This is a genomic window from Malacoplasma iowae (genome assembly GCF_900660615.1).
In the GTDB taxonomy this organism is placed as follows: domain Bacteria; phylum Bacillota_I; class Bacilli_A; order Mycoplasmatales; family Mycoplasmoidaceae; genus Malacoplasma; species Malacoplasma iowae.
The window spans coordinates 92,703-105,562 of sequence record NZ_LR215023.1 but is presented as its reverse complement, the minus strand read 5'-3'; the positions used below and the strand labels follow the sequence as shown (position 1 = coordinate 105,562).

Sequence of the window (12,860 nt, the reverse complement as noted above, 5' to 3'; positions counted from 1 at the left end):
CCTAAATATTTTGATTGATAATGTCTTTTAGTTTGTTTAAATTGTCTTTTGTTTTGGCACTTATGGGAATTAATCTTTCTTCTTCTATTTCTAAAAAACTTGAAAATTTATGTTTGTTATTATGGAAATGACTTTTATTATGTTTATCTGATTTATTTAAAACAACATAATAATTTTTAAAATTTTGTTTTATGAAATCCAACATTTCTTTATCTTTTTCAGTTAATACGTTTATGTCACAAACTATAATAACTAAAACAAGATTAATTCTATGAGATAAAAATTCATTTATTATTCTTAATAATTCTAATTTTCCTTTTTTATCTACACTAGCATAACCATACCCTGGCAAATCAACCAAACGAAAATTACCAAAATCAAAAAAATTTGCTAATTGGGTTCTTCCTGGGGTGTTTGAAACTTTAGCAATTTTTTGATTTGCTAAAGAATTAATTAAAGATGATTTACCCACATTAGATCTTCCAACAAAGCAAACTTCTTTTTTACTGTCATTTATTCAGTCTTCTATTTTAAAAGCAGATTTAATAAATTTTGCCATTATTATTTTGTGTTTTTCTTAAAATTAGCCATGATTTGCTTAACTTGTTTTTCAGTTGGTTTTCTACCCATTTGTTGATACATCATTCTTATTTGAGCTTCTGTAATCGGTGGGTTTTCTTTTAGTTGTTTTTTAAAATATTTTCTAGAAAGTGTATATCCAATAATAAGACCTATAACTAATGCTATTGGAACACCTAAACCTAAACTTAATCCTAATGCTAAACCTAACATATTATTCTCCTACTTAATTATTATAATTATTCGTCTCTATTTGAATCAAAGAAATCTATATCACTATTATCATCTAGATCCTCTTCTGGTAAAACTATTTCTGGTAATTCTTTTATTGAATTTATCCCAAAAACATCATAAAAGTTTTTTGTAACTTGATAAAGATATGGTTTACCAACTGCTTCACTTCTACCAGCTTGTTCAACCAATCCTAATTCAATTAGTTTATCTAAAATTGGTGTTGGATCTGTTTTTCTCATTTCATGTATTTTTGTTCTTGTACATGGTTCATTATATGCAATTATTGCAAGAGTTTCTATCATTGCCTGATTCAATGGATTTTTTTGTTTAATGTCAAAGTTTTTTGAAATGATTTTATTAATTTCTGGTTTAGTTAAAAGTTTATATTCATTACCAAATTTTCTTAAAATAATTCCTCTTTGAGAGTTTCTTTCATATTCAACAATCATTTCTTCAATTACAGCATCAAAGTCTGAATCATCTAACCTACTAATTTTTTTTAGTTTTTCTTTATCCATTCCATCTTTTCCAGCAATGAAAAGAGCACCTTCAATTACACTTTTAACGTTCATCCCCTAACACCTCTTCATTTTCTATAACTGATCTTTTAATAATATAAATTTCTTCATCGTTGTTTATATCTTGTTCTAACATTATGTGTTGATGTCTTACCAAAACTAATAGTGCAACAAATGTAACAACAAAATATTGTTTTGTGAACTTCTCTAACGGAATTTTATTTAAATAATCTGTTAGAGATATTTTAAATCCAGCCTCATAACTTGATAAAAATTCTTTTATTTCTTGTTCAACATCATCTATTGATACTTCACTTATATCAATTGTTTTAATATCAACAAGAGGTTTTTTTGCTTGTAGTTTTAAATAAACTTTTTGCATTGCTTTTAAAATATTTTGTACATCTAAATTATCAGGCAAAAAAACTGTTTGATTATCCTCTGAATTTAAATATTCAGTGAAATTGTTTGATTCTTTTTCATGCATTTCATATCTTTTTTCCATTTTATCCATAAGAGTTGGAACAAGATTTTTAAATTGTTTATAGATAAGCAATCTTTGAATAAATTTATCACGTTCAATTTCTTTTTCAAGTTTTTCAGGAGTATCTATAACAGGTAAAACTTTTTTTGATTTTAATTCTAACAAATATGAAGCCATTAATAAGTATTCAGTCATATCATCAATTTTTAAATGAGCAATATTACGACTAACAAAAGCAACATATTGTTTGGCAATAACAACTAAATCAAGATTCATAATGTCCATTTTCTTTTCTTTGACTAATGCTAGCAATAAGTCAAAAGGGCCATCAAAATCATTGATGGTTACTTTAAATTCTGAACTTTCAATATTATGATTTATTTCAGTAGAAACATCATTATTGATATGCTGATTATGATTTAAATTAAAATTATTAATTTCAGTATTATTTTCTTTATTAATAATATCTATATCTTTGTTTTCAAAAGATAATGAATCTTGTTCTGGTTCAACATCAATTTTATCTTCAACAGATTCGTTATTATCATCTGGATTTGAATTTGTTGTTTCTTCTGAAAGAACATCATTTTTCAATGTTTTTTCTGAGTTGTTATCCATATTTTTTTTACCTATCTAATAAATTTTATAATAAAAATCTTTTTATTAATTAATAAAATTTTTAATCAAAATAAAAAACAAAAACAACTTTTGGTTGTTCTTGTTAGAATATAAAATTTGTGTTCTTAGTAAATGTTTTTATTTTAACAATATAAATCTTTAAAGCCTTTTTATAAAAACATTTAATTATTAAGATTCTTTTTGTTTTACTATTTTACTTATTTCTTGATTGTTTTCTTGATTGTCTTTTGTTTCTGTTAAATTTTCTTGAACAATATCCAAATTTTCTTTCTCTTTATCTGTTTCAATATTTTCTAAATTTAATTCTTCTTTTCTTTCTTCAGCAATTTTTTTGTATTCATTAAACATTAAATCTTTTATTTTATTAGCGAAAACTTGTTTATCAACATGAATGAATTCTTTATATTTAATAGGTTCTAAAAATTTAACTGTTACTTCTTTATATTTTAATAATTGTTTTTTGTTGCTTTCTTCCATTGATTTAGTACCATAAATAACAACAGGAACAATAGATCTCATTGTTGCATATGATGGTTCTAAAGCAGCGCCTCTAAATTCACCAAAGTTGTCAGATTTAATTCTTGTACCTTCAATAAAAACAACTACTGATTTATTTTTAAGAACTGCTTTTTCTTCTTGAATACATCTATAAACATCTCTTAAATTTTTTCTATCCATGAATATGGTATTAATAAGTCTTGCAGCGAACCCAACTTTTTTATTATCAAGAACTTCTTTTTTTGAAACAAAAACTGGTTTAATTTGTTTTTCAGAGAAAATTTTTAGTAATATTACAGGATCAAATGATGACTTATGGTTGCAAATAAACAAAACTGGTACATTTGGTACTTTATCCAACCCTTCTAGTTTAACTTTAGTATTTGTTACAAAACAAGCTCTTCTAGAAAGTTTAAATACATGTGTGTATCTTTCAGATTCTGGTAAATCTTCTGGTTCTGATTCATAAGTTAAATATTTTTTCTTTGATCTTGATAATCCAATTAATAAAGATAAAGAAGAAAAAGGAAAAGCTATTTTATTTCATAGTGTTGTAAAAAAAACTTTTGCATTCATTAAAAATCTCTCAAAATAATAACTAATATTATTTATATAACAAATTGAATAAAAAAATTAAAAAAGAAAAAAATAAGGTAGATAATACCTTATTCCCTAACTGACATGTGAAGTGCAACACTTCAATGTTACATTAAACTCTCGACTTTGAAATATAAGTTGAGAGTTTTTTTGTTTTAAATATTTTCTTGATACATTTGGTAAGCTGTTTTATAACCAAACATTTTTCTTGGGATGTTGTTTACTTTTCATTCAAGAGTTTTTATTTTATCTTCACTTACTAAACTGAAGTCAGTTCCTTTTTTATATCATCTTCTAACTATCCCATTTATGTTCTCGTTGGACCCTCTTTGGAATGAAGAATAAGGTTGGCAATAATAAACTTTAAAGTTGAATTGTTTTGCAGTTATTCCCATCATTTGAAACTCTAACCCATTATCAACAGTGATGCTTTTTATTGGGAGTTTTTCATCTCGAATAATGGTATACATTTTAGCCATCATTGATCTAGCGTTCTTCCCTTTTATTTTTCTAATAATTGCCAACCTTGTTTTTCTTTCCACTAATGTCAATAAGTGGTAATAACCACTTTGCCTTTTACTAACTATTAGATCAGCTTCTCAATGTCCAAATTCTTTTCTATTGTTTATCTTTTCTGGTCTTAGACTATAAGGAATGCAGTATTTTCCATCAATTTTAGAAAATATACCTATTTTTCTTCTTTTTCCTTTAACATATTTTCTTCTTAAACAATCTCTTCTTTGTATCTTTCAAATCTTGCTATTGATTCATCTAAATACTTGCCTAGCACTTGGAACTTTAACTAACGGATAGTTTTCTTTTATTCAAAAAATTGTAGCTTCTACACCATGAGATTTAGGATTAAATTTTTGAATAAAAAGATCTGTGAAGTTTTTGTACTTCAACATAAAAAACATATGACAATTTGATTTTCTTCTAATGTATTTTTTGTGAGCAGTTGATGAATAATAAATCCCTGTTGAAGATGTGTTTCTTTTTAATTCTCTTGATATTGTTGATTTGTTTTTATTTAAGATTTTTGCAATCTTATTCATAGAATATTTTTCTTTATTTCAAAGAAAATAAATTAAGCATCTTTCTTCTTTTGTTAAATGTTTATAAGTTTTCATAAGCACTCCTAATATTCATTATCTTTTTATTAGTGAACACTTACAAACAAAACAAATGAAGTGCACACTCTTTTTTGAGTGTTGCACTTCACATGTCAATCGAGCAATAAGGTAGATAATACCTTATTTTAAACTTTTTAAAATTACTTTTTATCTTTTATTGCAGCAACACCTGGAAGTGGAACACCTTCAAAGAAAACAAGTGATGCTCCCCCACCTGTTGAAATGTGAGAGAATTTGTCTTTGTAACCTAATTTAATTGCAGCTGCTGCTGAATCACCACCACCAATGATACTGTAAGCACCATTTTTCATAGTTGCTTTAGCTATTGCTTTACAAATTTTATTTGTTCCGTTTGCAAAGTTTGAAAATTCAGAAACACCAACTGGTCCATTCCAAATAATTGTCTTAGAGTTTTTTATAATCTTTTTATATGTTTTGATGGTTTTCTTTCCAATATCCAATCCTTCATAATCACTTGGAATTTCATTAAATGCAAATCTTGTTGGTTTTACATCTTCATATTCTTTAGCACAATTAACATCTACTGGAAGCATTAATTTATCTTTGAATTTTTCTAATAATTCTTTAGCAATTGGAATAGATTCTTCTTCAAGAATTGATTTACCAATTTCATATCCCTGTGCTTTAAAGAATGTATATGCCATTCCACCACCAATAAGGATTTTGTCAGCTATTTTACCTATATTTTCTATAGATTTAATTTTGTCTGAAATTTTAGCCCCACCAAAAATTGCAACAATTGGTTTTTCTGGGTTATTAAGAGCTTTGCCAAGTTTAGTTAATTCTTTTTCAACTAAAAATCCAATACATGAATCTTTACATTTATTTGCAATACCAACATTTGATGCATGTTCTCTATGAGCTGTACCAAATGCATCATTAACATATACATCAGCTAAATCAGCTCAAAATTTACCTAAAGTTGGATCATTTTTTGATTCTAGTTTAACAACTTTACCTTTGTCATCAACATCGTTATATCTAGTATTTTCTAATAGTAAAATACTACCATTATTCATAGTTTTAATTATGTTTGCTATTTTTAAATCTTTACTACTTTCATGAAATAAAATTTCAGTTCCTGGTAATAAATTTTTTAATGCTTCATAAACAACCTTTAAAGATTTTTTACCACTTGTAATATCTTCTAAAGTTTTAACTTTTCCTAAGTGAGAAAGTAAAATAACTTTTGCTTTTTTTTCTATTAAATATGCAATAGTTGGAAGAGCTTCAATTATTCTAGTTTGATCTGTTATTTTTCCTGTTTGTTTATCAATAGGTACATTAAAATCCACTCTTACAATTACTTTTTTTTCTTCAACATTTACATCTCTTAATGTTTTTTTGTTGTATTCCATTTTATATTACTCCTTATTAAAAGAGACAAAGCTTTATAAAGCTTTGTCTTTATAATCATTAAAATACTATTTTAAAGAACCTACATATGTAACAACTCTTACTAATTGTGAAACATATGAGCTTTCATTATCATATCAAGTAAATACTTTATAAGTTTTTTTGCCATCAACTTCTAAAGCCATTGTTAAGAATGGGTCAAATATTGAACCGTGGCTGTCTCCAATTACATCTGATGAAACAATTTCATCTTCTAAATAATCAAGTGATTCATTAGCTGCTTTTTTCATTGCTGCATTGATTTCTTCTACAGTTGGTTGTTTTTCAAATTCAACACTTAAGTCAACTAAAGAACCTGTAAGAGTTGGAACTCTAACTGCAAGTCCATGTAATTTTCCTTTTAATTCAGGTAATACTAAACCAATTGCTTTAGCTGCACCAGTAGTAGAAGGAACTATTGAAACAGCTGCTGCTCTAGCTCTTCTTAAATCATTGTGTGGAGCATCTTGTAATCTTTGGTCTGCAGTATATGCATGAATTGTGTTCATTAAACCAGATTTAATTTTAAAATTTTCATGTAATACTTTTGCTACAGGAGCAAGTGCGTTAGTTGTACATGATGCAGCAGAAACAATTTTATCTGATGCTTTTAAAATCCTATGGTTAACGTTGTAAACAACAGTTGGAATATCTCCTTTAGCTGGAGCTGAAATTACAACTTTTTTAGCTCCTGCTTCTAAGTGTTTACTAGCACCTTCAACATCTACAAATCTACCTGTTGATTCAATAACAACATCAACACCTAATTTTTTTCAAGGTAATGATGCAGGATCTTTTTCAGCAAAAACTGGAATGTGTTTTCCATTAACTATAATTTCATTTTCAGTACTGCTAATTTTAGCTTCACATTTTCTGTGAGCTGAATCGTACTTTAATAAGTGTGCTAAAGTTTTAGCACTTGTTAAGTCGTTAATAGCAACAACTTCAACTTTTTTGTTATCAATGAATTGTCTGAAAGTTAATCTTCCAATACGACCAAATCCATTAATTGCTACTTTAATTGCCATATTTATCTCCATCAAAAATAATATTAATAATTCTTTCTTTTTAAATTACCAATATTATTATAATTAAAAATGTTTTTTCACACCAAAATATAACAAACATAAAAAAATAAAAACTAAACTTGTATATATAAAATTTTGCTTATTTTTATGATTGATTTTTAAATAAAACAAACATTAAAATCAATTAATGTTTTTAATTTTAAACACAAATTCATTTTTTATATTTGGTTTAAAATTTATTTTATTTTGTAAGCTTTTTCTAAAAGTTTTTTAATCTTGTTTTATAAGTTATTTGGATATTTTTATTTTATATTTTCTTAGTATTTACAGGTAAGTTATAATTTATATTTTTATTCAATTTTATTTTTTAAAATCATATTTAGTTTATGATTAAGTTTTATTGAAAATTTTAAAACATAAATCTTTAGATTATTTATAAATCTTAAGTTATTAATAACTTTAAAATAAAAAACAATAATTCTTTTCTCATTGAAATGAATTATTGCTCGATTGACATGTGAAGTGCAACACTCAAAAAAGAGTGTGCACTTCATTTGTTTTGTTTGTAAGTGTTCACTAATAAAAAGATAATGAATATTAGGAGTGCTTATGAAAACTTATAAACATTTAACAAAAGAAGAAAGATGCTTAATTTATTTTCTTTGAAATAAAGAAAAATATTCTATGAATAAGATTGCAAAAATCTTAAATAAAAACAAATCAACAATATCAAGAGAATTAAAAAGAAACACATCTTCAACAGGGATTTATTATTCATCAACTGCTCACAAAAAATACATTAGAAGAAAATCAAATTGTCATATGTTTTTTATGTTGAAGTACAAAAACTTCACAGATCTTTTTATTCAAAAATTTAATCCTAAATCTCATGGTGTAGAAGCTACAATTTTTTGAATAAAAGAAAACTATCCGTTAGTTAAAGTTCCAAGTGCTAGGCAAGTATTTAGATGAATCAATAGCAAGATTTGAAAGATACAAAGAAGAGATTGTTTAAGAAGAAAATATGTTAAAGGAAAAAGAAGAAAAATAGGTATATTTTCTAAAATTGATGGAAAATACTGCATTCCTTATAGTCTAAGACCAGAAAAGATAAACAATAGAAAAGAATTTGGACATTGAGAAGCTGATCTAATAGTTAGTAAAAGGCAAAGTGGTTATTACCACTTATTGACATTAGTGGAAAGAAAAACAAGGTTGGCAATTATTAGAAAAATAAAAGGGAAGAACGCTAGATCAATGATGGCTAAAATGTATACCATTATTCGAGATGAAAAACTCCCAATAAAAAGCATCACTGTTGATAATGGGTTAGAGTTTCAAATGATGGGAATAACTGCAAAACAATTCAACTTTAAAGTTTATTATTGCCAACCTTATTCTTCATTCCAAAGAGGGTCCAACGAGAACATAAATGGGATAGTTAGAAGATGATATAAAAAAGGAACTGACTTCAGTTTAGTAAGTGAAGATAAAATAAAAACTCTTGAATGAAAAGTAAACAACATCCCAAGAAAAATGTTTGGTTATAAAACAGCTTACCAAATGTATCAAGAAAATATTTAAAACAAAAAAACTCTCAACTTATATTTCAAAGTCGAGAGTTTAATGTAACATTGAAGTGTTGCACTTCACATGTCAGTTAGGGAATAATTCTTTTCTCATTGAAATGAATTATTGTTCAATCTAACATACCTATGTGTATTATGGTGTGTTTTTTATAAACTATAATTTGTTTTTTGGTTCTATATCAAATAATGATAAACAACTTTTTATTGTTCATTTCAATGCATTTAATAGCATTACTCTTTGAGTTAATAATTCTATATCTGAATTGTCAGAGAATATTTTTGTTTCATTGTAGTATGAATGAAAAATCATTGCTAAGTTATAAAGAAATGTTGGAAGTTTTTGAACTTCATAAGACTTAGAGATGTTGTCAATTGTATGTGGATAATAAAACATCATATTGATAAGTTCTTTTTCTTTATCCAAAGTAATTTTGTCAAAATTATTAACTTTTTTATTTTTAACTAATTTGTTACCTTTTTGAAGTAACTTGTTGATTCTTGCATAAGCATAAAATACATAATACAAATGTTCATCATATGATTTATTAGTAAATTGTTGAACATCTATTTCAAGATGAGCTTCTGAAGCTTGTGATACTAATAACCATCTAGAACTCTCTACACCAATTGTGGAAATTAAATCTCTTAAAGTAAGTGATTGACCACTTCTTTTTGACATTTTAAATTCTTCACCATTTTTAGTAAGCTTAACCATTTGCATTATAATTACATGCATAATATCTGGTTTAAACCCAAAACATTGTAGTGCTGCAGTCATTCTAGTTACATAACTATTATGATCAGCTCCCCAAATATTAAATAATTTTGTCACTCCATCTTTTCTAGTTATTTTAATGTTGTGATATGCAATGTCTGGTAAAAAGTAAGTAAACTTTTTGTCACTTTTAATTAAAACTCTATCTTTATCATCATTAAATTTTGTAGATTTTAGTCAAACAGCACCATCTTTTTCATAAACATTTTTACCAAGTTTTTTAATTGTTTTATCAATTAAATTAAGTTTATAAATGTTTGATTCTGGATAATATCTATCAAATTTAACTCTAAATTCTTTAAGATCTTTTTTAATAAAATCCATACAAGAATTTTTTGAGAAAGTTTTGAAAAACTCAAATACTTCTTCATCGTCTATTTTGGTTTTGTCATAACTTAAATTAACAAATTTATCACCATATTTTTCATAAATTTGTTTAGCAATGTTTTTAGGTTCTTCACCTTGATAATAGTCAGGGTCCATTTTTACTTTTTTACCATTTAATTGTAAGTATCTATAAAATGTTGACATCCCAAGTTTATCAATTTGAGAACCACCATCATTTATATAATATTCTCTTGTAACAGCAATCCCATTTTTCAACCAAATATTTGAAAGAGTCATACCAAGTGCAGCATTTCTTGCATGACCAATATGTAAAGATCCTGTTGGATTAGCTGAAACATATTCTATATTGTATTTCATTTTTTTAGGTGCAAATTGACCATAATCTTTTTCTTCTTTAATAATTTGTTTTATTAATTTAAATCTTGTTTCTGAATTTAAAAACATGTTAATAAAACCAGGTTTTACAATTTCAACTTTTTCAAATAAATTGGTTTTCATTAATTCTTCTTTTATATTTTCCCCTATTTCCATAACATCTTTTTTCAAAATAGAAGATGAAACCATAGCGGCATTAGTTGTAAAATCACCTAAATTGATTGACTTAGTTTTATCAACGTTTATGTTAATTTTCTTTATAGAATATTTATCTAATAAGAATTTTTTTATATCTTTTTCAATTAAAGAAAGTAAAGTATTTTTAATCATTTGTTTTCTCCTTTTTATGACGCATGTTATCCCCTTTTAATAATATAAAATTATTATTTACAAGCGATTTAATTCTGTCTATTATTCTTCCAGCTATAAGATAACTATCATCACCTTTTAAACTTTTTTTAATCTTTTTTTCTAACTCATCTATAGATAAATTTGAGTTAAAGTAAGTAATCTTATTATTAGCATATCGTTGATTTAACAGGTTTAGTAAAATGTTTGAATAAAATCAGTCGGTTGCATATTCAGCTCCAACATCATCTAAAAATAATACATCCGCATTTTGTGCATTTTGTAAAATTTTACTATTTTCAATTTTTTTATCTGGATTATTAAAACCATCTTTTAACATATTTACAAAATCTGGAATATATATAAAACATATAGTTTTATTTAATTTCTCAGCGAATAAATTTGCAAACGCATTACAACAATATGTTTTACCAATGCCAAAAGATCCATAAATATAAATACCAGTATTAGCACCTGATTTAACTTTGCTTTGAAATAATTTAATTAGTTCGTTTTTTGTTGCATGAACTTCATTGCCAATTCATTTTCTATCTAATTTTACATCAGTTAAAAAAGTGTCTGAGTAATAGTGGTATAAATATTTTTCTTTGTAACTTTTTTCTCGGAAAATCTTTTCCATCTTTACACACTTTGTGTAAAAGAAATAAAGCTTATTGTCATCTCCTCTAAAAACATCTAGATGTACATTTAATTGGTTTGAACATTTATCTGTTAATTTCATGCATTCAACTGTTTGATTCATAATTTCTTTAAAAAAGAAATAATATTGTCTTATTTCATCTTCTGTTAAATTAAGAATTAAAAAGTGAGGAAATTGATTAACCTTTTCTATTTCCTTCTTATAAATTGAAAGCAATTCTTCTTCAGATAGCAAAGAAGAATTGTTTTCATTTTCCTTTTTAAATTGTTGAAGTTCTTTTATTAACATATTGTTTTTCCATTAAATTTCTATATCAACCAAAGGTTCATAATCATCTTTACAAGAAATATCTTCGCCAGAAAAACCTTCGTCTCTTTCTATTTTACCAACTAAATCTTTTTTAGAATTACTAGATTTAGATGCTTTGTTTCTTTTATTTCTTGATGAAGGATTCATTAAATATTCATAAGCTTGTTCAACTGTTTCAATATTTTCTAAATTAAAAGATCTAGCAGTTTTTGTTAAATATTTTACATTTAACTTATGATGTGTTTTATCTATTGAAAAATCTATCATTATATTAATTAAGCTATCATTTAAAAAATATTTATTTCTTAATTGATTGATTATTTCAATTTCTTCATCTGAAATTTCAGACTTTAAAATTGCTGATAGGTATTGTTCAGATTTCAAATTTTTATAATCAAAGAAAATATTGCTTAAAGAATCGATTGAACTTTTTTCTACAAACATTTGTTTATTTCTATTTAATTTTATTTTATTAAAAAAATCTAATTTTACAGATTCTTTATTGAATTGTGATACTTCTTGCAAAAATAAAAGTTTGTTAACAACAAACTCATTTCCCTTTTTTACAATTGAATTATAAATTGCTTTTTCAATGTTTTCATAACTTACATCAAAGTTTATATAATATTCATTAATGTCGCTTTTAACATCATCTATATTAATAGCCAATGAAGAAGTTTTAGAAATGGATTTATAAAGTTTGTCAAAATTAAATTCTAATGTTTCTCTAATTTTTGAATTATTAGAGTAATATGTATCAAAGTTCTCAGAAATTTTTTTTACATTATCTGGAACAAAGGCTGAAGCAAATTGTGTTTTTAATTTATGTAATTCATTTTCACCAATTATTTCAATTAGTAAAGACTCTATTTTTTTATTTTCAATTAGATCACCAAATTTTTTTGGTTCTAACAATTCAAAATAATATGTATTAGTACTTTTTTCATAGTATGTGTTTAATAATTTTAAAGCTTCCAAATTATTTCTTATATCATCGAATTCTTTTTTCTTTGTAATGTTTAAAAATTTAAAGATAGATCCAATGTGATTTGTAAAGAATTTAACAGTATTGTATATAAGGAGTTCAGCATACATAAAATTATAAAAAGCTAAAGCTTTAGAACTCAATAATGGAGCATATGCTTTGTTAAGAATGGCTAAATTAACATTAATATCTGTTTTATAAATGTATTTGTATTCAGATTGTAAAAAATTTGACATAAAAAACTCCTTATTAAAAATAGGTGTAAAAATAAAAGCTAATATGCATAGCTTATGTGTTAGTTGCATATTTGGTTCTTTGTATTTAAACGTGCCTATTCAAAACAA

At 25.2% G+C, this 12,860-nt stretch carries 12 protein-coding genes; 1 reads left to right on the top strand and 11 read right to left on the bottom strand.

Going from position 1 to position 12,860, the window contains the following annotated elements; genetic code table 4:
• Position 1: 1 nt before the first annotated feature.
• From yihA to gap, 8 genes are all read right to left on the bottom strand, one after another.
• Positions 2-559, bottom strand: coding sequence for a ribosome biogenesis GTP-binding protein YihA/YsxC (yihA, locus tag EXC57_RS00505; protein WP_004024643.1), 558 nt, complete (start codon positions 557-559; stop codon positions 2-4).
• 2 nt (positions 560-561) lie between these two features.
• Entirely contained in the window at positions 562-792 is a 231-nt protein-coding gene (locus EXC57_RS00500; RefSeq protein WP_004024644.1) for a YneF family protein, read from the bottom strand.
• A 26-nt stretch (positions 793-818) separates the two neighbouring features.
• Complete coding sequence (scpB, locus tag EXC57_RS00495) at positions 819-1,385, bottom strand: SMC-Scp complex subunit ScpB (RefSeq protein WP_129692507.1); 567 nt, start codon at positions 1,383-1,385, stop codon at positions 819-821.
• On the bottom strand, positions 1,375-2,433 hold the full coding sequence (locus EXC57_RS00490) for a segregation and condensation protein A (RefSeq protein WP_004024646.1): 1,059 nt from the start codon (positions 2,431-2,433) through the stop codon (positions 1,375-1,377). Before EXC57_RS00490 ends, scpB begins: the two co-directional genes overlap by 11 nt.
• Before the next feature lie 189 nt (positions 2,434-2,622).
• Positions 2,623-3,528: a lysophospholipid acyltransferase family protein gene (locus EXC57_RS00485; RefSeq protein WP_004024647.1), complete on the bottom strand. Its 906-nt coding sequence runs from the start codon at positions 3,526-3,528 to the stop codon at positions 2,623-2,625.
• A 176-nt stretch (positions 3,529-3,704) separates the two neighbouring features.
• Positions 3,705-4,679 (bottom strand): IS30 family transposase, encoded by a 975-nt coding sequence (locus tag EXC57_RS00480; RefSeq protein ID WP_129692495.1) that lies wholly within the window; start codon positions 4,677-4,679, stop codon positions 3,705-3,707.
• Positions 4,680-4,822: 143 nt separating this feature from the next.
• Positions 4,823-6,061 carry a phosphoglycerate kinase gene (locus EXC57_RS00475; protein WP_004024648.1) on the bottom strand — a complete coding sequence of 413 codons (1,239 nt, stop codon included), beginning with the start codon at positions 6,059-6,061 and terminating at the stop codon, positions 4,823-4,825.
• A gap of 66 nt (positions 6,062-6,127) precedes the next feature.
• Positions 6,128-7,138, bottom strand: a complete 1,011-nt coding sequence (gene gap / locus EXC57_RS00470) for a type I glyceraldehyde-3-phosphate dehydrogenase (RefSeq protein WP_406648145.1) — start codon at positions 7,136-7,138, stop codon at positions 6,128-6,130.
• 597 nt (positions 7,139-7,735) lie between these two features.
• On the opposite strand from gap, the gene EXC57_RS00465 reads away from it, so the two are divergent.
• The gene (locus EXC57_RS00465) at positions 7,736-8,710 is read left to right on the top strand and encodes an IS30 family transposase (protein ID WP_129692495.1); all 975 of its coding nucleotides are present in this window, start codon (positions 7,736-7,738) and stop codon (positions 8,708-8,710) included.
• A gap of 159 nt (positions 8,711-8,869) precedes the next feature.
• On the opposite strand, the gene argS is transcribed toward EXC57_RS00465, so the two are convergent.
• Genes argS through EXC57_RS00450 form a run of 3 tightly spaced genes read right to left on the bottom strand, consistent with a single transcriptional unit; the run spans position 8,870 to position 12,752 of the window.
• The gene (gene argS, locus EXC57_RS00460) at positions 8,870-10,543 is read right to left on the bottom strand and encodes an arginine--tRNA ligase (protein ID WP_004024651.1); all 1,674 of its coding nucleotides are present in this window, start codon (positions 10,541-10,543) and stop codon (positions 8,870-8,872) included.
• A complete protein-coding gene (locus tag EXC57_RS00455; RefSeq protein WP_004024652.1) occupies positions 10,536-11,510 on the bottom strand; it encodes an ATP-binding protein in 975 nt (324 codons plus the stop codon). The genes argS and EXC57_RS00455 overlap by 8 nt, the downstream gene beginning before the upstream one ends.
• A 12-nt stretch (positions 11,511-11,522) precedes the next feature.
• Complete coding sequence (locus EXC57_RS00450; protein ID WP_004024653.1) at positions 11,523-12,752, bottom strand: DnaD domain protein; 1,230 nt, start codon at positions 12,750-12,752, stop codon at positions 11,523-11,525.
• Positions 12,753-12,860: the final 108 nt, after the last annotated feature.